The 22,845-nt window shown below is 68.7% G+C and carries 20 protein-coding genes; 8 read left to right on the top strand and 12 right to left on the bottom strand.

All coding sequences use genetic code 11. The features are described 5' to 3' along the window. The first annotated feature begins 166 nt into the window (after nucleotides 1-166). Nucleotides 167-949, top strand: coding sequence for a hypothetical protein (locus OHA10_RS14365; RefSeq protein WP_371406692.1), 783 nt, complete (start codon nucleotides 167-169; stop codon nucleotides 947-949). 42 nt (nucleotides 950-991) lie between these two features. On the opposite strand, the gene OHA10_RS14360 is transcribed toward OHA10_RS14365, so the two are convergent. Continuing rightward, nucleotides 992-1,336, bottom strand: a complete 345-nt coding sequence (locus tag OHA10_RS14360; RefSeq protein ID WP_371407943.1) for a sterol carrier family protein — start codon at nucleotides 1,334-1,336, stop codon at nucleotides 992-994. Between the two features lie 89 nt (nucleotides 1,337-1,425). Here OHA10_RS14360 and OHA10_RS14355 point away from each other — a divergent pair, with 89 nt between their 5' ends. After that, on the top strand, nucleotides 1,426-2,058 hold the full coding sequence (locus OHA10_RS14355) for a hypothetical protein (protein ID WP_371406691.1): 633 nt from the start codon (nucleotides 1,426-1,428) through the stop codon (nucleotides 2,056-2,058). On the opposite strand, the gene OHA10_RS14350 is transcribed toward OHA10_RS14355, so the two are convergent. Both OHA10_RS14350 and OHA10_RS14345 read right to left on the bottom strand, forming a co-directional pair. Then, nucleotides 2,055-3,533, bottom strand: a complete 1,479-nt coding sequence (locus OHA10_RS14350; protein ID WP_371406690.1) for an alpha/beta hydrolase — start codon at nucleotides 3,531-3,533, stop codon at nucleotides 2,055-2,057. The two genes, OHA10_RS14355 and OHA10_RS14350, sit on opposite strands and share 4 nt — an antisense overlap. A gap of 59 nt (nucleotides 3,534-3,592) precedes the next feature. Beyond that, nucleotides 3,593-4,630, bottom strand: a complete 1,038-nt coding sequence (locus OHA10_RS14345) for a stage 0 sporulation family protein (RefSeq protein ID WP_371407942.1) — start codon at nucleotides 4,628-4,630, stop codon at nucleotides 3,593-3,595. A gap of 154 nt (nucleotides 4,631-4,784) precedes the next feature. Between OHA10_RS14345 and OHA10_RS14340 the strand changes: the two genes are divergently transcribed. Beyond that, on the top strand, nucleotides 4,785-5,282 hold the full coding sequence (locus OHA10_RS14340) for a SigE family RNA polymerase sigma factor (protein ID WP_371406689.1): 498 nt from the start codon (nucleotides 4,785-4,787) through the stop codon (nucleotides 5,280-5,282). Next, on the top strand, nucleotides 5,279-5,839 hold the full coding sequence (locus OHA10_RS14335; RefSeq protein WP_371406688.1) for a hypothetical protein: 561 nt from the start codon (nucleotides 5,279-5,281) through the stop codon (nucleotides 5,837-5,839). The genes OHA10_RS14340 and OHA10_RS14335 overlap by 4 nt, the downstream gene beginning before the upstream one ends. Nucleotides 5,840-6,120: 281 nt before the next feature. On the opposite strand, the gene OHA10_RS14330 is transcribed toward OHA10_RS14335, so the two are convergent. From OHA10_RS14330 to OHA10_RS14310, 5 genes are all read right to left on the bottom strand, one after another. After that, nucleotides 6,121-7,218: a DUF4190 domain-containing protein gene (locus OHA10_RS14330; protein WP_371406687.1), complete on the bottom strand. Its 1,098-nt coding sequence runs from the start codon at nucleotides 7,216-7,218 to the stop codon at nucleotides 6,121-6,123. Nucleotides 7,219-7,245: 27 nt separating this feature from the next. Beyond that, nucleotides 7,246-7,914, bottom strand: a complete 669-nt coding sequence (locus OHA10_RS14325) for a DUF4190 domain-containing protein (RefSeq protein WP_371406686.1) — start codon at nucleotides 7,912-7,914, stop codon at nucleotides 7,246-7,248. A gap of 131 nt (nucleotides 7,915-8,045) precedes the next feature. After that, nucleotides 8,046-9,254 carry a DNA polymerase III subunit delta' gene (locus OHA10_RS14320; protein WP_371406685.1) on the bottom strand — a complete coding sequence of 403 codons (1,209 nt, stop codon included), beginning with the start codon at nucleotides 9,252-9,254 and terminating at the stop codon, nucleotides 8,046-8,048. Further along, the gene (tmk, locus tag OHA10_RS14315; protein WP_371406684.1) at nucleotides 9,251-11,236 is read right to left on the bottom strand and encodes a dTMP kinase; all 1,986 of its coding nucleotides are present in this window, start codon (nucleotides 11,234-11,236) and stop codon (nucleotides 9,251-9,253) included. Before tmk ends, OHA10_RS14320 begins: the two co-directional genes overlap by 4 nt. Before the next feature lie 9 nt (nucleotides 11,237-11,245). Beyond that, nucleotides 11,246-12,346 carry a pyridoxal phosphate-dependent aminotransferase gene (locus OHA10_RS14310; protein WP_371406683.1) on the bottom strand — a complete coding sequence of 367 codons (1,101 nt, stop codon included), beginning with the start codon at nucleotides 12,344-12,346 and terminating at the stop codon, nucleotides 11,246-11,248. A gap of 63 nt (nucleotides 12,347-12,409) precedes the next feature. On the opposite strand from OHA10_RS14310, the gene OHA10_RS14305 reads away from it, so the two are divergent. The 3 genes from OHA10_RS14305 to OHA10_RS14295 are packed head-to-tail and all read left to right on the top strand — an operon-like array spanning nucleotide 12,410 to nucleotide 14,539. After that, nucleotides 12,410-13,822, top strand: a complete 1,413-nt coding sequence (locus OHA10_RS14305) for a PLP-dependent aminotransferase family protein (RefSeq protein ID WP_371406682.1) — start codon at nucleotides 12,410-12,412, stop codon at nucleotides 13,820-13,822. Between the two features lie 37 nt (nucleotides 13,823-13,859). Further along, nucleotides 13,860-14,135 carry a type II toxin-antitoxin system Phd/YefM family antitoxin gene (locus OHA10_RS14300; protein WP_371406681.1) on the top strand — a complete coding sequence of 92 codons (276 nt, stop codon included), beginning with the start codon at nucleotides 13,860-13,862 and terminating at the stop codon, nucleotides 14,133-14,135. Next, nucleotides 14,132-14,539 (top strand): type II toxin-antitoxin system VapC family toxin, encoded by a 408-nt coding sequence (locus tag OHA10_RS14295; protein ID WP_371406680.1) that lies wholly within the window; start codon nucleotides 14,132-14,134, stop codon nucleotides 14,537-14,539. Before OHA10_RS14300 ends, OHA10_RS14295 begins: the two co-directional genes overlap by 4 nt. 46 nt (nucleotides 14,540-14,585) lie before the next feature. Here the strand turns inward: OHA10_RS14295 and OHA10_RS14290 are convergent, their stop codons facing one another. Both OHA10_RS14290 and OHA10_RS14285 read right to left on the bottom strand, forming a co-directional pair. Next, nucleotides 14,586-17,354, bottom strand: a complete 2,769-nt coding sequence (locus tag OHA10_RS14290; RefSeq protein ID WP_371406679.1) for a glycoside hydrolase family 2 TIM barrel-domain containing protein — start codon at nucleotides 17,352-17,354, stop codon at nucleotides 14,586-14,588. Nucleotides 17,355-17,420: 66 nt separating this feature from the next. Continuing rightward, nucleotides 17,421-17,852 (bottom strand): Fur family transcriptional regulator, encoded by a 432-nt coding sequence (locus OHA10_RS14285; RefSeq protein ID WP_371406678.1) that lies wholly within the window; start codon nucleotides 17,850-17,852, stop codon nucleotides 17,421-17,423. 80 nt (nucleotides 17,853-17,932) lie between these two features. Between OHA10_RS14285 and OHA10_RS14280 the strand changes: the two genes are divergently transcribed. After that, on the top strand, nucleotides 17,933-18,346 hold the full coding sequence (locus OHA10_RS14280; protein WP_371406677.1) for a hypothetical protein: 414 nt from the start codon (nucleotides 17,933-17,935) through the stop codon (nucleotides 18,344-18,346). Nucleotides 18,347-18,352: 6 nt separating this feature from the next. Here the strand turns inward: OHA10_RS14280 and topA are convergent, their stop codons facing one another. Beyond that, nucleotides 18,353-21,061 carry a type I DNA topoisomerase gene (gene topA / locus OHA10_RS14275; RefSeq protein ID WP_371406676.1) on the bottom strand — a complete coding sequence of 903 codons (2,709 nt, stop codon included), beginning with the start codon at nucleotides 21,059-21,061 and terminating at the stop codon, nucleotides 18,353-18,355. 290 nt (nucleotides 21,062-21,351) lie between these two features. Beyond that, nucleotides 21,352-22,722: an alpha/beta hydrolase gene (locus OHA10_RS14270; protein ID WP_371406675.1), complete on the bottom strand. Its 1,371-nt coding sequence runs from the start codon at nucleotides 22,720-22,722 to the stop codon at nucleotides 21,352-21,354. Nucleotides 22,723-22,845: the final 123 nt, after the last annotated feature.

Raw genomic sequence — 22,845 nt, 5'->3', positions numbered from 1 at the left:
TACCGGCAGGGACGAACCTGATTACCGCCGACCCTTTCGACCACGGTCGAAACGTCGCTGACCGAACCCGGCCGCGGCCTACGGTGGAACCGATTGGTTGCCCAGGGCGTCAATCTCACCGGCCGGCGAACGCCCGGCCGGCTCTCGGGAAACGGAGAAGAACCGCATGATCTCGATCAAGTCGGCCGGTACCCGGCTGCTCGCCACGCTCGCGGTGGGCGCGGCGGCCGGTGCCACCCTGCTTGTTCCCCCGGCCGCTCAGGCCGCCGGCACTGCCGCCGCCAGCACGACCGCCGTGTCCTCGGTGCTCAAGCCGGGTGAGTACCTGAAGCCGGGCCAGTACCGTCGCTCGCCGAACGGGGTCTACACGCTCCTCATGCAGACCGACGGCAACGCCGTCCTCTACAAGGGCCGCACCGCCCTGTGGGCCTCGATGACGAACCGCAAGGCCTCCAGCCTGATCATGCAGCGCGACGGCAACCTGGTCGTCATCTCCGGCCGTACGCCGGTCTGGGCCAGCAACACCGGCGGCAGCACCGGTGCGTACCTCGCCGTACAGAACGACTCCAACCTGGTCATCTACAACGTCCGCAACAAGGCAGTCTGGTTCCGGCACATGGTGATCGGCACGCTCGGTTCCGGCCGGCTCCTGAACCCGTACGACATGCTGTTCTCGCCCAGCCGGATCTACCGCCTGCAGATGCAGACCGACGGCAACCTCGTCATGGTGAAGAACGGCAAGACCCCGGTCTGGTCCACCAAGACGATCAGCAAGGGTGCGTTCGCGGTCATGCAGCAGGACGGCAACTTCGTCGTCTACAGCGCCGCGAAGAAGGCTCTGTGGTCCAGCAAGACCGTCCGCAAGGGCTCTGTACTGCAGATGCGAAACGACGGCCGCCTGGTGATCGTGTACGGCCGTACGGCGGTTTGGTCCACCTCGGCGCACTGAAATCGTGAGCCGCGGCGCTGCAGGGGAGCGCCGCGGCTCTCTTCATGCCCGGACCAGCGGCAACAGGCCGGTCAGGTCGGTGCGCTCGCCGCTGGCACGGAGCTTGCCGGTCAATCGGGCATCGGCCCAGGTGGTCCGGCCGAGCGCCACGTCGATCCACAGTTCCGGCGGGAGTTCGATCACAGCGCCCGGCGTACCTCGGGTGTGTCGCGGGCCTTCGATGCATTGCACCGCGCCGTACGGCGGGACTCGGACCTCGACTGCGTGACCTGGCGCCTTTGCCACCAGGAGTTTCAGCAATTCCTTGGTGAGCAGTTTCAAGTCGGCGCGCTCCGCCGTACCGTCGATGTAGCGCTGCAAAGCCTGCTGGAACGCGGGTTCGGACATCTCCACGACGTGCCAGCGTACGCGCGGGTTTGCGGTGACGCCCCTCTCGTCGGCGATAATCGGGCGGGAGAGAGGGAAGCGAGGTCGGGATGCTCACGCCCAGGCACCAGGCGCTGCTGATGACGCTGGCGGGAATGACCGTCGGTGTAGCCGTGTTCGGCGCGGTGCTCGCCATCAACGGCGGCAATCCGTTCACCACCGGCAACAACACCTCGGTGGGGATCGTGAGTTCGGCCCCGCCCAGCCCGCCGGCGTGTGCCAGTTGTCTCCAGCCCGACTCGCTGCAGTACGTCGTACAGAACTTCGGTACCGACGACGATCCGGTGTCCGCGGAGGTCCCGACCGGCTGGAAGAGCGCCCAGGACGGCACCCGGCCGAAGTTCCTCGACCCGACCGGGGTCTGGCAGGTCCGGTTCGACACGCGGGGCAGCAAGCAGACCCCGGACCAGCTGGTCGCGGCTCGCGAGCACAGCATCGACGAGCGCAACCTGAAGGTGCTCAGCCGGGACAACGGCACGCTCGTCTACACGTACACCGATCAGGCCCGCGGACCGCGGATGGGCCTGTCGCGCTGGATCTCGATCGACGGCGGCAAGAGCTCAGCCGTCGAGATCACCGTCGGCGGGCGCCCACAGGACGAGGCCGGCCTCCGCGCCGTACTCCAGCAGGCGACCGACACGCTCAAACTGCCGGTCGCGTCGGGCGACACCCGCCCGAACTAACACCTGATGTCGGCAGCCGGTGTGTTGCCCTGCACGAGGTAGCTCTCGACGACGTTCTTCACACAGGCGTTGCCCGACAGGTACGCCGTGTGCCCGTCGCCGTCCCGCGTGACCAGGACACCGCTTTCCAGCTGGTGCGCGAGGCCGACCGCCCACTCGTACGGCGTGGCCGGGTCGCGGGTCGTGCCGACGACCATGATCGGCTTCGCGCCGGCCGCCTTGATCTTGTGCGGCTGGTTCTGCGGCTTGACCGGCCAGTTGGCGCACGACACCGACGACCACGCCAGGAACTCACCGAACCGCGGTGACGCCGTCTTGTACGCCGGCAGGTTCGCCTCGATCTGCGCGATCGAGGTGAAGTCGGGGTGGTCGAGGCAGTTGATCGCGATGTTGACCTCGTTGGAGTTGTCGGCGTACCCGTTCTGCTCGCGATCGGTGTACTCGTCGGCGAGCGCGAGCAACCGGGCGCCGTTCCCCGAGAGGCCGTCGGCGACGGCGTCCTCGAGGCGTGGCCAGAAGTCCTTCAGGTACAGCGGGTAGATCAGCCCGAGGACGACGAGAGCTTGGGTGACCTTACGGTCCCCGTCGCCCGGCAGCGGGTTCGCGTCGCTGTCCTTGATCAGCTGATCGACCTTCGCCAGCACCTCGGTCTTGCTGCTGCCGAGCTTGCAGGACCGCTGCGCGCAGTCCTCGGCGAACGCGTCGAGTGCCTTGTCGAAGCCCTTCGCCTGCGCGATCCCCATCTGCTCGTTGGTGATCGACGGGTCGACCGCGCCGTCCAGCACCATCCGGCCGACGTTCTTCGGGAACAGCTCGGCGTACGTCGCTCCGAGGTACGTGCCGTACGACATGCCCATGTAGTAGAGCTGCGGGTCGCCGACGATGCCTCGCAGTACGTCGATGTCGCGCGCCGCGTCCTTGGTCGACAGATGCGGCAGCAGGCGACCGGAACGTGCCTCACAGCCGGCGGCGAAGGTCTTCGCCTCCTTGTCCAGGTCGTTGATCTCGGCCGCGTTGTCCGGGCTGCCGTCCGCGGCGATCATCGTGTCCAGCTGCTCGGTGTCCAGGCACTTGACCGGCGTGGACTCGCCGACGCCGCGCGGGTCCCAGCCGATGATGTCGAACTTCCGCAGCAGCGACGAGCCGAACAGCATCGGCGCCTGCGCCGCGAAGTCCTGCCCCGACGCGCCCGGACCGCCCGGGTTGATGAACAGCGTGCCGATCCGGCCGCCGCGGTCCCGGGCCAGCACCTTCCGGGCGCGCAGTTCGATCGTCTGACCAGCCGGTTTGCTGTAGTCGAGCGGGACCAGAATGGTCGCGCACTGCTGGTTGGAGCCGCAGCGTTCCCAGTCCGGCTTCTGCTGGTAGAACTTCTCCAGCCCGGCCGGGATCGGGCCTACCGGCGCACTCGGCGGGTTGCTGCCGATGCCGGGCACCTCCGGACCGTCACCCGCGTTCTGAGCGCGACTGGCCACCCCGCATCCGCTCGCCAGGACCGCAAGAGTTGCCACCAGCACGGTCGACCTGCGGAATCTCACTGCCCGGTTTCTCCCTCGTCGTCATGGTGCAGGCGGCGGCGCCGGCGCGGTTTCCGGACCCGCCGCTCCTCGCGGGACTCGGTCGTCTCTTCACGGTCTTCCGGTACGGCGTCTGCGGCGTCTGTGGCGTCTGGTGTGGGTACGACGACCGCTGCGGGCGCGGAGTCCGGCGTACCGGCCGGTTCGACCGGTGCCGCGTCCGGGGTCGTCGTACCGGATGCCTCGTACTGCTGCCGCGGGGAGCACACGTCCGCGCGACTGCAGGCGCAGCGCCGGCCCGAGGCCGCCAGCCGGACGACCACGGTGTCGCTCGGCACGTTGTGCCCGACCACCACTCCATCACCCGCGGGGGTCTCCACCGAGGTCCCGAGAGCCGGGGCCTTCGCGTTGAACTCCTGGTAGAGCGGGTGCTCGTACTTCAGGCAGCACATCAGCCGGCCGCACGCGCCGGAGATCTTCAGCGGGTTCAGCGGCAGGTCCTGGTCCTTCGCCATCCGCACGCTGACCGGCTCGAAATCCTTCAGGAACGTCGCACAGCACAGATCCCGCCCACACGGCCCGATCCCGCCCTGCAAGCGCGCCTCGTCGCGAGCACCGACCTGCCGCAGCTCGATCCGCGCCCGGAGCGCCCGCGCCAGATCCCGCACGAGCTCGCGGAAATCCACCCGGTGCGGGGCCGAGAAGTACACGATCACCAACTGGTCGACATCCGGCCGCCGGTCGACGAAATCGATCCCGACCACCTTCATCGGCAACCCGTGCTGCCGGATCGTCCGCTTGGCAATCACCCGCGCATCGGCCCGCCGCTGCCGGTTCTGCTCGTCCCGATCCAGATCCTTCGCGCTGGCGATCCCCTCACACAGCGGCAGCCCGCCAATCTCTTCGGTGACGTACTGCGGCGCCCAGACACACTCAGCCACCTCGGGCCCGTCGTCAGTAGGCACGAGCACCTTGTCCCCCACCCGGGGCCGAAACTCACCCGGGTCCAGGTAGTAAAGCCGCCCGTACCGCTCGAACGACACCGCCATCACCATGCCCACGCCGTCAGCGTACTTGCAGAACGACAATCCCACGCACGAACAGGCGCCCCTCGCGCAAGTCCTGGCGGGGTCGGTCTGAGAATTGTCGGAGGCGCCCCCAACGTCGTGGCCCTGTTGTTCGTCCTTGTGGGTGAGAGGGGGTGGCGAGGTGGCGGACTGGGAGCCTGTGTTCCGGGCGTTGCTGGCTTCGCGGGGTAGTGCGCTTCGGAGCTATGCCTACCTGCTGACCGGCGACGCGACGACAGCGAGTGATCTGGTGCAGGAAGCGCTCACGCGGGTGTTCAGTCGGCGGCGGATCGGTGGTGACGTCAACGAGCTCGAGGCGTACGTGCGGCGCGCGATGCTCAACCAGTACATCGACAGCCGCCGGCGACTCAAGCGATGGAACGCGACCCGCCACCTGCTCGTCGACGTACCGCACCACGACGACGACCGACTCGCGGTGGCCGACGAGGTCCGGCGGGCGCTGGCAACTCTCTCACCGAAGCAGCGAGCCTGCGTCGTCCTCCGCTACTACGAAGACCTGCCAGTCGCCGAGATCGCCGACGAACTCGGCTGCGCCGAAGGCACCGTCAAACGCCACCTGGCCGACGCCAGAGCGAAACTCGCCGCGCAACTCGGCGTCACCGAGGAGACCACCCAATGACCACCAACGACCTACGAGAGCTCCTCCGAGCCACAGCCGCCGAGGCCAGTGACACCGTCGATCTCGCCGAAGACACGGTCGCCATACGCATCCGGCACCGCCGTACCCGCAACCGACGGCTCGCAGTCGGGGCTACGGCGCTCGCCGCGGCCGTGGTCATCGCCGGGACCACCTGGGCAGTTCGACCCAGCGGCAGTCAGTCGCCACCGGCATCCAAGCAGTCAGCCGCCACCGCACCGCCACGGATCGTCCAGTCGGACTTCGACGGCCCCAGTGGGATGGAGGCGGCGTTGCCCACCACGCTGACCGCCGACGCGGACGGGTGCGTACGGGCGGGTCGATCCGACACGACGCTCGTGTGGCCCCGCGGCTACATCGTGCGCGGAGATTCGCAGTCCTTCGAGATCCTCGACGCCGCCAACAAGGTCATCGCCCGATCCGGCACCCCGATCACGATCGGCGGCGGTGGCGCCGACCGCTTCCAGGACACCTGGACGGGACAGGCCTGCGCAACCAACGGTCCGCTGTGGATGGTCGGCACGGTCAGCACTCGGTAGTGCCTCGTCAAGAAAGGTTGTGGTCGTAGCGACCGCTCACCGGCCGCAACAGGAAGGGTTATCCGCGCGTGTTGTGCCTTCTCGGCTGGTGTACGAGGTGAGAAGGCACAACAGCAGGGGAGAACCCTCGGGGAGGGAATACAACCCGAACGTTGCTTGACGAGGCACCAGAAATCGATCGGGGCACCGGCGGCTGCAGACCACCGCCCGCGGCAGCGCCCACAGATGCACCCACGATGAGCAGGGGTGGGTGCGGCGCGCGGGGGTGTACTCAGTGCGAGTTAGCGGTGGCTGTTCTTTACCGTGCTGGTTAGTTTGTCGTGGTCGGGGCCGTAGGCGGCGCAGACGACCAGGCGGTCGTCGTCTTCCCAGAGGGATCTGGTGGGGGTCCAGTAGGAGAGGTCCAGCTCGGAGTCGTCGGGGGATTTGCCGACGTAGCTGGTGAAGGTGGGAGAGCAGGCGCGGTCGGCTGCTTTGTCGACGCCGTTGTCGCCGGGGTACGGGCCCTCGGGGAGGGTGACGTCGGCGATGACCTCGCCGTCGTGGGCCAGCGTGCAGGGCTGGCGGACGACCTCGGCCTCTGAGTTGCCGTCGTCGAAGCATTCGCCGACGGCGAGGTCGTCGACGGAGGTTGTCGGGCCGGCGGAGTACGACGAGACCGGTTCGGGTGAGCCGTAGTCGTCGTCGACCGTCGAGCCGAGGATGATCACCAGCCCGATCAGGACGGCGTACCCGATCGTCACCAGCGAACCGATCACCAGCCCGGCGATCGCCATGCCCTTGCCGGCCTGCTGGCGGCGGTTGATCTGGACGAGCGCGGCGATGCCGAGACCGATCGCGACCGGCGCGGACAGGCCGATGAAGATCCCGCCGATCCCGGTGGCGAGCGCCGCGGCCGCCAGGCCGTTGGTCCCGCCCGATCCGGTGTAGCCGTAGCCATACCCGTACGGCGCCGGTGCCTGGCCGTACTGCGGCGGATACTGCCCCGGACCGTATCCCTGCCCGTACGGCGGCGGCTGCTGCCCAGGAGGCGCCTGCCCGAAGGCCTGTTGCCCATAAGCCGGCTGCCCGTACTGCGGTTGCGGCGGCTGCGGCTGCCCAGGAGCCGCCCAAGGCGCAGAACCGGTCTGCTGCGGATGCGCCTGCTCCGACCGCCCGTACGTCGGAAACGCCCGCGTCGCCCCCGGCCCCGGGAGCGCCCGCGAAGGATCCTGCGCCGAGAAACCGCTGCTCGGTTCCTGCGACGGGAAGACCCGGGTCGGGTCCTGCGTCGGGAAGACCTGCGTCGGGTCCTGGGTCGGGAACGACTGGGTGGCGTCCTGGGTGGTGTCGTGTGGTCGATCCTGTGGACGTTCCGGTTCGTACGGTGGCTGAGTCACGCTACCCCCACTGCTCCCCCGCGGGCATTACCGCTGTGATCCGCGCATCGTACCCGTCAGCTTGGTCCCCGGCATCCCGACCAGACAGAGGACGTTGCCGTCAGCAACGTCACGATCTTCCAGTACGACGTAGTACATGTCCAGCTCGGACCGCTCGTACGGCTTCCCGACGAACTCCACGAACGCGCCCGCGCACTGCTGCGTCGCCACCGTCCCGGTCTGTGCGACGGACAGCCCGACCAGCGCCGCGCTCACCTTCGCGTACGCCTCCCCGGTGTGCGGCGCGGCACAGTCCGCGATCGTCACCAGCTTCAGCGCATCGGCGTCCAGGTCCGCGTTGAAGCAACGGCCGACGGCGACCTGCGAGATCGAGACCGTCCGGCCGATCCCCGCCCGGTGCTCGCCGATCAGGTTGAGTGTCACCGCGACCGCGGTCGCGATCACCCAGCACAGCGACACCAGCAACGCACCGTACGCGAGCCGCTTCCCGCGGCCGCCGGTCCGCTTGATCCGGCGCAACGCGATCCCGGCCAGTACGACGGCGATCGGCACCAGACCGGGCAGGCTGGTCGCGAGCGCCGCGACGGCGTACCCGTCCTGCTTCTGCTGCGCCGGAGTCGGGACGCCCTCGAGCCATGACTCAGCCGGCGGCAACGGCTGCCGCACAGGCTGGATCTCGGAGGGCGGCTGGTTCATCGGTGTCCGTTCGCGCAGAAATATGCCGAGCGGTCTGCTTCACCCGGACACCCAGTCATCGGACCCACCGGTCTCGGTGTTACACCATCCGCCCAGTTATCGGACGTGGATCCCAGAACGTGACTAAAGCCTCAGCGCAGCACCCGGCGCGGAATCGTGAACCCGTCGTTGCGTCCCTCGAACAATGCGACCGTCATCGCCTCGAGCGCGACCAGCGGTGCGACGTTCGCCTCGATCGCCTCGCGGCACATCCCGATCGCGTCGATGCGCCGTACGGTCTGCTCCGGGGTCGTCCGCGCCGCGAGCTGCTCGATGTTGCGGTGCAGCTCCGCGTTGATCAGCTCACTGCCGGACCGCGTCTGCACCACCAGCACGTCCCGGTACAGCGCCATCATGTCGACGAGTGAGCGGTCGAGCACGTCGCGTTCCCAGCGCTTGGCGCGCGCCTTCTGCTGGTCCTCGAGCTCCTTCAGGGCGGCATTCGCCTCGCGCGGTTTGGCGCCCTTCGTCCCGACACCGAGCGCCTGCTCGAGCGCGGCCCGCTCCTTCTCGTCGACCTTCTCAGCACTGGCCTTCGCCTCGACCTTGGCCGCGTCGACCAGCTGCTGCGCCGCCTTCAGGCACGCCCCGAGGTCACGCAACGCGAACGGTACTTCGAGAACCTTGTTCCGCCGATCGCGGACCTCCTCGTCACGGGCCAACGCCCGCGCCCGGCCGATATGCCCCTGGGCCGCCCGCGCCGCGAACCAGGCGAGATCCTGATCCACGTCGAGCTTCCGGCTGAGCATCTCCGCGACCGCGGCGACCGGCGGAGTACGCAGCACCAGCAGTCGGCAGCGCGAGCGAATCGTCGGTACGACGTCCTCGACCGTCGGCGCGCACAGCACCCAGACCGTCCGCGGCGCCGGCTCCTCGATGCTCTTCAGCAACGCGTCCGCGGCCTGCTCGGTCAGGCGGTCCGCGTCCTCGACCACCATGACCTGCCACCCGCCCTGCGTCGGACTCATCGCGGCCCGGCGGACCAGTTCACGGACCTCACTGACCCGGATCGACAGCAGCTCGGTGCGGATCAACGACACGTCCGGGTGCGCGCCGCTGAGCGTCGTACGGCAGTCGTTGCACTCGCCGCAGCCTTGGTTCGCGCATTGCAGCGCCGCCGCGAACGCCCGACCCGCGTTCGACCGGCCCGATCCGGGCGGGCCGGTGATCAGCCAGGCGTGCGTCATCCCGGCAACGGCGGCGCCCTTCTCACCACGCAGTACGGCGGCGGCGCCAGCGACAGCCTTCTGCAGTACGGCGACCGCCGGCTCCTGGCCGACCAGGTCATCCCACACGCTCATAGGCCCACCTTCGGAAGGATCGGCTGGAGACGGGCCTGGATCTGCTTGGCGATGTCCTCGCGATCCTGGGAGGCGTCGATGACCAGGTAGTACTGCGGCTCCGCTGCCGCCAGCTCGAGGAACGCGTGCCGCACCCGCTCGTGGAACTCGTCGGACTGCGCCTCGATCCGGTCCCGCTCCTCGAACCGGCCGAGACCGCGCTTCGGCGGGAGGTCGAGCAGGATCGTGAGGTTCGGCCGGAGGTCGTCGGTGGCCCAGCGGTTCACCCGCTCGACGTCGGACACGTCCAGATCGCGCCCGGAGCCCTGGTACGCCAGCGCGGAGTCGACGTACCGGTCGGTGATCACGACTGCCCCGGCCTTCAGCGCCGGTTTGATCACCGAGTCGACGTGCTCGGCCTTGTCGGCGGCGTACAGCAACGCTTCCGTCCGGTGGGAGATGTCGCCGGTCGCCGGGTCGAGGACGATCTGCCGCAGCGTCTTCCCGAGCTCGGTCGCCCCGGGCTCGCGCGTCAGCAGGACCTGCTGCCCCTGCTCCTCCAGCCATTTCACCAGCAGCGCGGACTGCGTCGACTTGCCGGCCCCGTCGCCGCCCTCGATCGCGATGAACAGGCCGGTCGTCGGGTAATCACCACGCGTCTTGCCGAAACTCCGCCGTACGTCGCGCCAGAACGGGACCCCGGGCCGGTCGTCCATCTGCCGCCAGGCGAGCAGACCGATCACCCCGGCCAGGATCGCTGCCGCGAGCATCGTCATCGAAGCACCGTTGTACGTCGCCGAGTGGCCGCGGATCGTCCACGTGTGCCGCCCGATCGCACCGGCAGCGAACGGCGCAATCGCCAACGTCACCGCGAGCACGGTCCGTACGGCGGACTGGACGAACGCGAACGTCCGCCCACGCACGGCATCCGGCACCTCGAGACCGAGCAACGTGTACCCGGAAACCCACGAGCCGCCCGCGCAGAACCCGAGCAGGATCGCGATCATCGTCGCGATCTCGATCTGCTGGATCAACGCCAGCCCGGCCAGGCAGACGCCCGACCCGACCAGCCCGGCCGCGAACAACCGGCGCCGCGACAGCCCGGAGAAGATCCGCGGGGCGAATCCCATTCCCAGCGCGAGACCGCCGAACACAGCCCCGAACAGCACGCCGTACCCCGGGTCGCCCGCGCCGAGATCCTCGACGTACGTGCGCCCCAGCCCGACCACGACCGCACCGGCCGCGAACGCACCGGAGATCCCGACCACGAGACCGCGGACCACCGGCGTACCGGTCACGTACGACCAGCCCTCGACCATGGTCCGCCAGAGCGTCGGATGGTCCTCGTGCTCGTGGACCGCGCGACCGATCTCGGCGACCGACAAGATCGCGAACGCGGAGACGGCGAACGTCGCGGCGTTCACGTACACGGCAAGATCGATGGAGAAGTCGCCCGCCCAGCGCGTGACCAGCGTGATCGCGGTGAAGATCGCCGCGGCCGGAAGTGCGGTGCCGTACGTCGTGATCAGGCTGATCTGGTTGGCCGCCTCGAGCCGGTGCCGTGGAATCAGGTTCGGCACCGAGGCGTCCTTGGCCGGGCCCCAGATCAGGCTGACGATCTCGATCAGCACGGTCGCGACCAGCAGCCAGGTCAGCGTGCCGACGATCGGGATCGTGACAAAGAACGCCGCCCGGATCAGGTCACCGAGGATCATCGTCCAGCGCCGATCGAGCCGGTCGGCGACCCAGCCGGCCACCGGACCCATCACCAGCGCGGGGAGCACGCGCAGGAACAGCACGCCGCCGATCGCGAAGTTCGCCGCCTGGTAGTTGTCGCCGGCGAACGACTTCGCCATCGCGGTCAGCGCCAGCAACCCGATCCAGTCGCCGAGACTCGACAGGCCGAACGCGATCCACAGCCGCCGGAACGCGCGGATCCGCAACACCGCGCGCACATCATGCGCCGGTGCAGGATCGGTCAGCGGGTCGTAAGCCTCCGGCACGCCTAAAGACTAGTGGGCGGCATGGACAGCCTCACGCAGCGCGTCCAGAGCCTCCTTCAGCTCACCCGCCGCCGGATACCCGAACCCGAGCCGGAACACCCGCCCCTCGTCCCCGAACCACTCCCCGTCCGCCAGCCTCACCCCCAGCTCCGCGGCCGCCACCCGGAACCGCTCCAGATCCACACCCGGCTTGAGCCGAACCACACACAAGGCCCCAGCAGCCGGCCGAACCCACTCGACGACGTCGCTGTTCTCCCGCACCCATTCCTCGGTGATCAGCAGGTTCTCCTCCAACCAGCGCCGACGTACGCCGAGAATCTCGTCCTCCCGCTCGAACACCCGCACCGCCAGCGCCTCGGTCACCGGCGAAGCAGAAACGATGGTGTTGAACTTCGCTGTCGTCAGCTGCTCCACCAGGCCGGCGTCCGTCGCGATCACCCACCCGATCCGCAACCCCGCCGCGCCATGACACTTCGACAACGACGCAACCGACACCACCTTGGAGCCGAGCGAAACGGCAGTCGGCGCGACTGGATCATCGCCGTACGTCGCGACTCGATAGGTCTCGTCGACCATCAGATAGGCGTCCGGACAGACCGCATCCATCGCAATCACGATCTCCTGCAGGGTTTCCAGCGCGATGGCGACACCGGACGGGTTCTGCGGAGTGGTCAGACTGACCAGCTTCGTGTCTGCGGTCAGCTGCGCCCGTACGGCGTCCGCGGTCAGGCGATAACCGTCATCGAACGTCAGCGGAATCGCCCTCACCTCGGCGCCGAGAGACTCATAAGCCGTGCGCGTCATCGGGAACTGCGGCGCCGTCGTGACGACCTGACTGCCACGATCCGCGAGCAGGTAGGACAGCAGGAAGATCCCGTGCATCCCGCCGACGGTGACGACAACCTGATCCGGCCCTACGCCGTGCCGCTCGGCGATCGCGCTCCGCAGCCGAGGGTCGCCGGCGGCCGTACCGTAGCCGAGCTCGAGGTCGGCCAGGTCTGGCGTCAGTAAGTCGGCCAGCCGGAGGTCCGGCCCGTAGCTCTCGCCCAGCTCGTGCCGGGCCTGCTCGGCGGTGAGGGACATGATCTCGTTGCGCGGGAAGGTGGCCATGACGCCATCGTTCTGGGCTTCGACTGGCGACCCCAGAGCCAATCCGGCAGAATTGGTTCGCGGATGAGACCAATCGAAGTCGTTGACCGGTTGGGCCGCTGGTCGTCCGGCCGCGGCCCGCTGTACGTGCTGCTCGCGGCCCGCCTCCGTCAGCTCATCGACGACGGCGAACTGCCGCCAGGCGCGATCCTGCCGCCGGACCGCGCGCTGGCCGGCGCATTGGCGGTCGGCCGTACGACGGTGGTCGCCGCGTACGACCTGCTCCGCGCCGAGGGGCGGATCACGCGCCGACAGGGCAGTGGCACGCGGGTTGCCGGCGTTCCGACTGCAGGTGTTGTCGAGGACGCTCCGGTCGACCCGATCTTCCTGGACTCGCTGGAGGCGCGCGACGACGACGTACTGCTCGCCATCTGCGCCGCACCCGGCGATCCACCGCCGCAGCTTGCCGAGGCGTTCGTGGAGATCGCGCCGGAGCTCAGTCGGATCAGCAACGACATCGGCTACTACCCGTACGGTCATCCGGCGCTGCGGAAGGCGCTGGCGGCGCGCTACACGGCTCGCGGCGTACGGACGTCGTTCGAGCAGATCCTGGTCACGAACGGCGGTCAGCAGGCGCTGTCGTTGCTGGCGCGTGCTCTGGTGTCACCCGGCGACCAGGTGCTCGTCGAGGCGCCGACGTACCCGGGCGCGCTGGAGGTGTTCCGGGAAGAGGGCGCAGTACTGCGTGGGCTGCCGGTCGGGCTGGACGGGTTCGAGGCGGCGGTGCGGGAGCGGCGTCCAGCGGTTGCGTACGTGATTCCGACGTACCAGAACCCGACGGGATCGGTGCTGTCGACGCTGACCCGCCAGCGGTTGGCCGGCGCCGGCGTCCCGCTGATCGAGGACGAGGTGCCGGCGGACCTCGGCTTTCCCGGCGAGACGCTGCCCACACCGCTGGCGGCGTACTCCGACTCGGTCATCTCGATCGGCTCGCTCAGCAAGAGCATTTGGGGCGGCCTGCGCATCGGCTGGATCCGCGCGGCAACGCCCCTGATCAACCGCCTGGCGCGGCTCCGCGCCGTACGCGACCTGGGCGGCAACGTCCCCACCCAGCTAGCCGCCGTACACCTGCTGCCACTCCTGGACGGACCCGACCTTCACCACACCCTCAAGTCCCGCCACGACCACCTGCACAAGCTCCTCACGCAAGCCTTCCCCACCTGGGACATCCCGACGGTCACCGGCGGCCAATGCCTGTGGGTGCGCCTCCCGTACGGCGACGGCACCTCCTTCGCCCAAACCGCCCTCCGCCACGGCCTGGCCATCCTCCCCGGCGCCGGCCTGGACATCACCGGCGCCGGCGACGCCCACCTCCGCCTCCACTTCCGAGCCCCCGAAACGCACCTCACCGAGGCAGTCCACCGCCTCACCAAGGCCTGGTCCAACTACCACCCACCAACCACCCGCATCTCCCCACGCCCAACCATCGCGATCTGACCAGCAGGTGTAGAACACAAGGTTCTACACTGGAGTCATGGACAGCATCCCCGTGCGTGAACTCAACCAGCACACCAGCGCCGTGCTGGCGCGGGTTGCCAACGGCGAGTCCCTCGAGATCACCGTCAGCGGCCGTCCGGCAGCCCGGCTGGTCCCGATCGACGACAACAGCAGCATCCGGGCCGACCTGATCAGCCGCGGCCGATTGATCCCGGCCAGTGATCCAGGTCCGCTCACCCTTCCCCCAGGAGAGCCGGACCTGACGGTCGACTCGACAGAGATCATCTCGGACCTTCGCGAGGAGCGTCTGTGATCTTCCTCGACTCGGCAGCGATCGTGAAAATGATCCGCCGGGAGACCGAGAGCGCAGCCCTCGAGTCCTGGCTCGCGAACCAGGAGGACAAGCAACTCGTCGCATCATCGTTGGTGCTCACCGAGGTTCCCCGCGCACTGCGCCGATCCGACCCCGGGCGTCTCGCGGCCGTTCCAACTGTCCTGGCAAGGCTTGACCGAGTCCCGGTGGACGACACCGTCCTTGCAACAGCTGCCGCCTACTCCGACCCGATGCTCCGAACCCTCGACGCCATCCACCTGGCGACAGCCCACTCGCTGGTTCTCGAAGGCATCGAACTCACGGCGCTGGTCACCTACGACAAGCGCCTGCTGACCGCCGCAGCCGAGGTCGGTCTACCTACCGCCGCGCCCGGAGCCAGCTGAACCTGCGTCCTCCGCCGCGCCGTTGCGGGCACGGCGGAGGACCGCATCAGGCCGTGGTGAAGCGGAGGGTCAGGGTTGCCGGGGCGGTTTTGAGTTTGTCTCGGTCGGGGAGGGCGGGGCCGCAGGCGGCTGTGCCTACGCCGGTTTGGGCGATGTCGAGGGTTACGTAGGTGGTGTCACCGGGGAGCAGGTCCGGGGTGTGGGTGGCGGTTTCGAGGGCCTGGGTGGTCCAGTCGCGGACGGTCAGGCCGAAGAGTTCGTCGACGGCCTCGATGCGTAGGCCGTCCAGCTGAGCCCAGCGGGTGTCGATGCGGTGGCCGTTCTCCTGGGGGCGGACGTACGGCGTCTGCAGTTCGGCCACGGTGGCGGAGTACTTGCCGACCACGGCGGCCGCGCGCGTGTCGACGTACGCCTCGTTGGGGCCGGTGCCGAACCACTCGACGCGCTCCACCTTCGGCAGCTCGAACGTGATGCCGAGCCGCGGCAGCACCTCCGGGAACAGGCCTTCCGGTACGACGCTCAGCTCGAGCACCACGCCGTTGTCGACCGCCGACCAGCGCCACGTGCTGCGCAGACCCCACTGCAGCGCGGGCGGCGCCGTCCGGGTGACAACCTCCCAGGCACCGTCACGCTCACCCTGCGAAACAATCCGGTGCTGCACCCGATGCAGCCCCTCCTCACGCCAGGCCGCCGCAACCCCGGGAATCGCGTCGTTGTCGATCGGTGCCCGCCACACGTCCAACTGAAGGTTCTGCAGACCGGCGATGTTGATGCCCTGCACCCCAGCAGTTCCCTCAGCCGGCGAACCAGCAGGAACAGCAGCAGCCGGAGCCGGCTCGTCCAGCCGGATCTGGCCCCAGGCGATGCGGTGGCCGGCATCCGCCCACGAGGTCGCGTCCTTCAGCTCGGCCGTCACAGTCAGCCAGGTCTCGGAGCGCTCCTTCTCCACCCCCGCCGGCAGCTCGACCGACACCGTCTCACCGGGCGCGATCACCGGCACCGACAGCTCACCGTCGGCAACCAGCTCGCCCTCGGCCTCGACCTTGAAGGTGAAGTTCAGGTGGCTCGTGTCCAGCACCTCGTGGCGGTTGGTGATCGACACACGGTTGCCATCAGCAACGATACGCAGCGGCTCGATCACCTTGATGTACTCGTGCATCCCCGGCGACGGCGTCCGGTCCGGGAACAACAGCCCGTCGCAGACGAAGTTCCCGTCGTGGATCGTCTCGCCGAAGTCCCCGCCGTACGCGTAGACCTCGCGTCCGTCGATCGTCGTCCGCAGACCGTGGTCGATGAACTCCCAGATGAAGCCGCCCTGGCAGCGCGGGTACTTCTCGAACACCTCGCGGTAGTCGAGCAACCCACCCGGCCCGTTCCCCATCGCATGCCCGTACTCACACAGGATGAACGGAAGGTTCCGGTACAGCGAGGTGTCCGCGCCGATCTCCGCGCACCCCTCCGGCGAGGTGTACATCCGCGAGTAGATGTCGACGAACTCCGCCTCGGTGTCACGCTCGTAGTGCACCGGCCGCGACGGGTCGAGCTCCTTCACCGCGTCGTACATGTCCTTCAGGTTCGAGCCCATCCCGCACTCGTTGCCGAGCGACCAGATCACGATCGACGGGTGGTTCTTGTCGCGGTGCACGGTACGCCGCATCCGGCCGACCAGGTCGTCGCGGAAGCGCGGATCCATCACCGGGTTCGGCAGCCTCGGCGGCTCCGGCTCGTACCCGAACCCGTGCGACTCCAGATCGCATTCGTCGATCACGTACAGCCCGTACTCGTCGCACAGCGACAGGAAGTGCGGGTGCGGCGGGTAGTGGCTCGTGCGGACCGCGTTGATCCCGGCCCGCTTCATGATCAGTACGTCGTCCAGCATGTCCTGCTCGGTCAGCGTGCGACCCCGGTCCGGGTGGAACTCGTGCCGGTTGACGCCGTTGAACAGCACCCGATTGCCGTTGACCGTGAAGATCCCGTCGACGATCGCGACGGTCCGGAACCCGATCCGCAGCCGGACCTCGCCGCCCGCGGTCCGCAGTACGGCGTCGTACAGCCGTGGCACCTCGGCGCTCCACGGCTGTACGCCGTCGACGCGCACGTGCTCACCCGTCGCCACGGAGAGACCCAGCTCAGGCACGCTGACCGTCCCCGGAACATCCGACTCGACCAGCAGCGTGCCCGCACCGTCGATGTGGTCCCACGCGGCCTTGACGAAGACGTCCGTCGGCGCGTCCGGACGGAGTGCGAGCAGGTTGACCTCGCGGAAGATCCCGGACAGCCACCACATGTCCTGGTCCTCGACGTAGCTCCCGACCGACCACTGGTGCACCCGGACCGCGATCTGCGCTTCCTTGCCTGGGGCAACCAACGAGGTCAGGTCGAACTCCGACGGCAGCCGCGATCCCGACGACCAGCCGACCTCCGAGCCGTTCACGTACACCAGGAACCGCGAGTCGACACCCTCGAACCGGAGCACGATCCGCGCGCCGTCCCAGTTCGCCGGCACCGTCACGGTGCGGACGTAGTCGCCGGTCGGGTTGTCGGTCGGCACGTACGGCGGCTCGAGCGGGAACGGGTAGACCACGTTCGTGTACGCCGGGGCGCCGTACCCGCTCAGCTGCCAGTGACCCGGGACCGCGATCGTGTCCCAGCCGGAGGTGTCCGGGTCCTTCAGATCGTCGGGGGCGTCCGCCACCGTCGGCGACAGCCGGAAGCTCCAGTCCCCGCTGAGCGCCAACCGCCCGGAGTCGTCATCCAGCCACGCCCGCGGCGCCAGCACGTTCTCACCGGAAGCAAAGTCCTCGACATAGGTCACAGACCCAGACCCTAAGCCAACTCCATTCATGAATCCACACCGATGAACAGATATGGACAGCAGGCCTCACTGCCGGCAGTTCACGCACACTCCGACGAGGGCCACCTGCTCGGGCGCGAGGTGGAAGCCGAGCTCGCGGGCGACCTTTTTGCGGGCCGATTCGAGGATGTCGCCGGGAGCGTCGTACACCGTGCCGCACTCCGAGCAGCGCAGGTGCAGGTGGCGGGGGGCCAGGTCGCCGGCCAGGTGGTACGTCGTCCCGGCGCGCCCGAGGTGGACGTGCGTGACCAGACCGAATTCGCCGAGGGCGTCGAGCGCCCGGTACACGGTCGCGCGGTGGATCCCCGGGCGCAGCTGCTCGGCCCGCTCGCCGATCTGCTCGGCGCTCAGGTGCTCCTCGGTCCCGGCCAGCACCTCGACGACCGCGAGCCGGGCCGGCGTCACACGCTCGCCCCGCTCCCGCAACCGCTGCGCGCTGACCTCGACTGGACTCGTCATCCGCGCTCCTTGAAATCCGGTGTTCCCAACGCAAACCAATGTACTTTCCCAGTACTACGTCTCACACCTGGGGAACTGCGATGAGTGACCGGTCCAACGCTGTCGCCCGCCGCGGCGCCGCCGAGCTGCGCGGCGTCGTGCAGAACGTGCAGTACCGCTCCGAGAGCCGCTCCGAGAACGGCTCGGTCCAAGTCCTGACCTTCCGGCTCATCCAGCACGACGCCGTCGGGACCCCGCAGCAACCCGTCCTCGTCGAGCTGCGCGCGACGGCTCTGGAAGGGCAGGTCGTCGACGGCGAAGAGGTGACCGTCACCGGCAAGTGGCGCAGCGGACGCATCGTCGCCAAGGAGATCGTCAGCCAGTCCACCGGCGCCGCGGTTCGCGCCCGGCGGCCACCGCTGTGGGTGACCGTGCCGGTCGCGATCGCCTTCGCCGCGTTCTTCGCGTTCGTGGTCTACTTCATCGTCCGAGGCTTCAGCAGCTTCGGCGGCTGACGCCCGTCAGCTCTTCTTGGCGGGCGCCTTCGTCGTCGTCTTCTTGGCCGTCGTCTTCTTGGCCGTCGTCTTCTTCGCCGTGGTCTTCTTGGCGGCCGCGGTCTTCTTCGTTGCCGTCTTCTTGGCGGTCGTCTTCTTCGCCGCCTTCTTCGCGGTCTTCTTCACCGGGCCGCGGGCGCGCTTGTCGGCCAGCAGCTCGGCCGCGCGGAGCAGCGAGATCGTCTCGACCGCGTCATCCTTGCGGAGCGTCGCGTTCGTCTCCCCGTCGGTGACGTACGGGCCGAAGCGACCCTCCTTCACCACCACCGGCTTGCCGGACTCCGGGTCCTCACCGAGCTCCTTCAGCGGCGGCGCGGCGGCGCGGCGTCCGCGCTGCTTCGGCTCGGAGTAGATCTTCAGCGCCTCGTCGAGCGTGATGTCGAACATCTGCTCCTCGGTCGCCAGCGACCGCGAGTCCGTGCCCTTCTTCAGGTACGGCCCGTAGCGCCCGTTCTGCGCCGTGATCTCGTCGCCCGACTCCGGGTCCTTGCCGACCACGCGCGGCAGCGACAGCAGCTTCATCGCGTCGTCGAGGCTGACGCTGTCCAGCGTCATCGACTTCAGCAGCGACCCGGTCCGCGGCTTCGCACCCTTCGGCGCGTCCTCCGGCAGCACCTCGGTCACGTACGGCCCGAAGCGTCCCGCCTTGGCGACGACGCGCAGGCCGGTGTCCGGCGCCGTACCCAGGTCGAGCTCGACCCCCGACGGCTGGGCCAGCAGCTCCTGGGCCTTCTCGACGGTCAGCTCGTCCGGCGGCAGGTCCTCCGGCACGTTCGCGCGGCGCTCGTCCTTGTCCTCGACGTACGGCCCGTACCGGCCGACGCGGAGGACGATGCCGGAGTCGTCGCCACCGACCGGGAACGTGGACATCAGGCGGGCGTCGATGTCGCCGAGATCGGTGACCATCGACTTCAGGCCCTCGAGGTTGTCGTCGCCGAAGTAGAACCGCTCCAGCACACCCTCGCGCGGCAGGTCACCGGAGGCGACCTCGTCGAGCACGTCCTCCATCGTCGCGGTGAACGCGTAGTCCACCAGCCGGGTGAAGTGCTCCTCGAGCAGCCGGACCACCGCGAACGCCAGCCAGGCCGGGACCAGCGCCTGGCCCTTCTTGTAGATGTACCCGCGGGCGACGTTGGTGCCGAGGATCGTGGCGTACGTCGACGGCCGGCCGATCTCGCGCTCCTCCATCTCGCGGATCAGCGTGGCTTCCGTGTACCGCGCCGGCGGCTTCGTCTCGTGCCCCGAGGCGAGCACCTCGACCGCGGGCAGGACGTCGCCCTCCTCGACGTTCGGCAGGCGGGTCTCCTGATCGTCCGTACCGGCCGACGGGTCGTCCGCGCCCTCGACGTACGCCTTGAGGAACCCGTGGAAGGTGATCACCCGGCCGGACGAGGTGAACTCGCACTTCTCGCCGGTCGAGGCGGTCGCGTCGATCCGGATCGAGACGCTGTTCCCGACCGCGTCCTTCATCTGGGACGCGATCGTCCGCATCCAGATCAGCTCGTACAGCCGGAACTCGGCGCCGGACAGACCGGTCTGGGCCGGAGTCTGGAACGTCTCGCCGGCCGGCCGGATCGCCTCGTGCGCCTCCTGGGCGTTCTTCACCTTGGAGGTGTAGACGCGCGGCTTGTCCGGCAGGTACGACGCGCCGTACAGCTCGCGGACCTGGGCCCGGGCCGCGGTGATCGCGGTGTCCGACAGCGTGACGCTGTCGGTACGCATATAGGTGATGTTGCCGTTCTCGTAGAGCCGCTGGGCGACCTGCATGGTCTGCGACGCGGACATGCCGAGCTTGCGGCCGGCCTCCTGCTGCAGCGTGGTGGTCCGGAACGGCGCGTACGGCTTGCGGGTGTACGGCTTGGACTCGATCGACCGGACGGTGAACTGCGAGTCGCGCAGCGCACCGGCCAGCGCGGTCGCGGTCGCCTCGTTCAGATGGACCGTGTTGGCGCCCTTGAGCTCACCGGTCGAGCTGAAGTCGCGGCCCTGCGCCACCCGCTTGCTGTCCACCGAGACCAGGCGGGAGGGGAACTGCCGCGGCGTCCGGCTCTCGCCGGCGTCCAAGGTCGCATCCAGGTCCCAGTACGACGCGCTGCGGAACGCGATCCGCTCGCGCTCACGGTCGACCACCATCCGGATCGCGACCGACTGCACCCGGCCCGCCGACAACTTCGGCATGACCTTCTTCCACAGCACCGGGGAGACCTCGTACCCGTACAGCCGGTCCAGGATCCGGCGTGCCTCCTGGGCGTCGACCAAGTGGTCGTCGATGTCCCGGGCGTTGCCGACCGCGTCCTGGATCGCCTTCGGGGTGATCTCGTGGAAGACCATCCGCTTGACCGGGACCTTCGGCTTCAGCTCCTCGAGCAGGTGCCAGGCGATCGCCTCGCCCTCGCGGTCCTCATCTGTCGCCAGGAAGAGCTCGTCGGCGCCCTTCAGCAGGTCCTTCAGCTTGCGGATCTGCGCGCGCTTGTCGGCCGGTACGACGTACAGCGGGTCGAAGTGGTCATCGACGTTGACTCCGAGCCGTGCCCAGGGCAGACCCTTGTACTTCGCCGGGATCTCGTCCGCCCCGCTCGGCAGGTCGCGGATGTGGCCGAAGCTGGACTCCACCACGTACCCGGACCCCAGGAAGCCGGCGATCATCCGCGCCTTCTTCGGCGACTCGACGATCACCAAACGGGTCCCTGCCGTTGTCTTCGTCCCTGCTGCCCCTGCCACTGCGCTCCCTACTCTCGTACTGCCGAGCCAACGCCCCTGTCTCCGTGTCTGTTCCCCCGGGCACAGACCGACCCTGCCCGAGGACAGAGTACGGCCGACGGCAACGCATTTCTCAACGCACCGTAACCGCTACGACCCCCGGTCCGCCTCCCAGGATTTCAGAAAGTGGCGAACACCCCACCGTCACCGCGCGTCGCGATGCCGCCACGGTGGGCGTGGCGAATCTCTGTCGAGAGTACGCCGTCTCAGCGGACGAAGCGCACTTCAGGGAACTTCGGGGAGTCACCCCGGAGCAGAAGCACCGGCCGGCGACGCAGGGTCTGGTCGAAGAATGCCGCGATGTACTCGCGCTGCGCCAGCACGCTCCGGGCCGGTTTCGCGCCGCCGACGAGCGCCTTCATCACCGACGTGATGATCGGGTCCTCGCCGTAGATGTCGTGGAAGAGCTGGGAGAAGATGAACTGGTAGTCGGTGAACGCCTTCTGCTTGGTGCCGGCCAGCGCCAGGTTGAGCTTGCCGCCGTGCTGCGCCTTCCAGAAACTCGCCCAGGATGCGTCGTAGCTGTCCTTGGCCGGATCGGTCCGCTGCGTCTCGCCCGATCCGAACAGCAGGAACGGTCGGTCCAGACCACTCTTGGCAACGTCGCCGAGCGGTCCGTTCTTCCTGTCGTCCTGGAGCGTGCCGTCGAGGTCGATCCCGGCGGCGATCCGCTGGTCCTGCAACATGGTGTTCGCGGTCGCGTAACCGCCGAGTCCGATGCCGAACATGCCGACCTTGCGCAGGTCCAGCCCGTCCGCCAGGCCCTTCGGCAGATCCTTGCCGTCGGCATCGACCGTCCGGCCGCCGGCCATCCGCTCCAGCTGGTCCAGTACGAACCGCGCGTCCGCGGTCCGGGTCTCGACCGCAGCCCGGATCTGGTCCGGGCCAGGTGGTTCGGACTCCGGCGCACCCGGCAGGAACCGTCCGCCGGGGAACTCGACCGGCGTCTCGTGCGAGTGATCGATCGTCACCACGACGTACCCACGGCTGGCGAGATCCTCGACCTGCGCGGTGTTCACGAACCGGCTGTACTGGAACCCGGGGGAGAACAGTACGACCGGATGCCGCATCGGCTGCGCCGGTACGTCGATCCGCGCGTGCGTCTCGGTGCCGGCGAAGTCGAACGACCCGCTCGGCAGCGCCAGCCCGTACTCACCCGTCCACGCGTCGTCGACCTCGGCCGAGGTCCGCGGCGGCATGTACTTCGCGAACGGCGCCGACCCGAACATGCCGGCCGGATACCAGAGGCTGATCATCAGCTCCCGCTGCCCGCTGGGCATCGTCGGGTCCGGCCTCGACCGGTCGACCAGGTGGATCGCGGTCGTCCCCAGCGCCTTCCGCCCGGTCGGCGCCGGGAGCCGGAACTTCACCGGATGGAAGTTCGGGTCGCCCTGCGCGCGGATCCGGGCCGGCGCGTCGGGGCCGATCGGGGCGTCGGGGTCGATCTGTGCAGCTTGTGCGAACCCCGGCCACGCAGCCGCGACACCCGCGGCGACGGCAGCCGACAGGCCGGTGCCCAGGACGTGACGCCTGGTGAAGACGTGACTGCTGGGGCTGCTGGGACGCCGGTTGCTCATGCGACTCATCGTCATCGCCTTGTTTCACCCCGTGATGGCGACACCATCTCAACTTCGTCACGGGGTGAAATAGCGCGACCTGATGACAATGCGTCGTCGGTGAGCTTCAATGTGCGCATCTTG

The organism is Kribbella sp. NBC_00662 (genome assembly GCF_041430295.1).
Classification (GTDB): domain Bacteria; phylum Actinomycetota; class Actinomycetes; order Propionibacteriales; family Kribbellaceae; genus Kribbella.
Note: the sequence above shows the minus strand (reverse complement) of the source record. Positions and strands in the feature narration are given on the sequence as shown.

Excerpts from the sequence above, each read along its gene's own strand:
- OHA10_RS14335 (WP_371406688.1), top strand. The coding sequence starts at position 5,279 with ATGACCACCAACGACCTACGAGAGCTCCTCCGAGCCACAGCCGCCGAG.
- OHA10_RS14285 (WP_371406678.1), bottom strand. The coding sequence starts at position 17,852 with ATGACGAGTCCAGTCGAGGTCAGCGCGCAGCGGTTGCGGGAGCGGGGC.
- OHA10_RS14365 (WP_371406692.1), top strand. The coding sequence starts at position 167 with ATGATCTCGATCAAGTCGGCCGGTACCCGGCTGCTCGCCACGCTCGCG.
- OHA10_RS14360 (WP_371407943.1), bottom strand. The coding sequence starts at position 1,336 with ATGTCCGAACCCGCGTTCCAGCAGGCTTTGCAGCGCTACATCGACGGT.
- OHA10_RS14320 (WP_371406685.1), bottom strand. The coding sequence starts at position 9,254 with ATGAGCGTGTGGGATGACCTGGTCGGCCAGGAGCCGGCGGTCGCCGTA.
- OHA10_RS14300 (WP_371406681.1), top strand. The coding sequence starts at position 13,860 with ATGGACAGCATCCCCGTGCGTGAACTCAACCAGCACACCAGCGCCGTG.
- OHA10_RS14280 (WP_371406677.1), top strand. The coding sequence starts at position 17,933 with ATGAGTGACCGGTCCAACGCTGTCGCCCGCCGCGGCGCCGCCGAGCTG.
- OHA10_RS14325 (WP_371406686.1), bottom strand. The coding sequence starts at position 7,914 with ATGAACCAGCCGCCCTCCGAGATCCAGCCTGTGCGGCAGCCGTTGCCG.
- OHA10_RS14305 (WP_371406682.1), top strand. The coding sequence starts at position 12,410 with ATGAGACCAATCGAAGTCGTTGACCGGTTGGGCCGCTGGTCGTCCGGC.
- OHA10_RS14345 (WP_371407942.1), bottom strand. The coding sequence starts at position 4,630 with ATGGTGATGGCGGTGTCGTTCGAGCGGTACGGGCGGCTTTACTACCTG.
- OHA10_RS14270 (WP_371406675.1), bottom strand. The coding sequence starts at position 22,722 with ATGAGCAACCGGCGTCCCAGCAGCCCCAGCAGTCACGTCTTCACCAGG.
- OHA10_RS14310 (WP_371406683.1), bottom strand. The coding sequence starts at position 12,346 with ATGGCCACCTTCCCGCGCAACGAGATCATGTCCCTCACCGCCGAGCAG.
- OHA10_RS14355 (WP_371406691.1), top strand. The coding sequence starts at position 1,426 with ATGCTCACGCCCAGGCACCAGGCGCTGCTGATGACGCTGGCGGGAATG.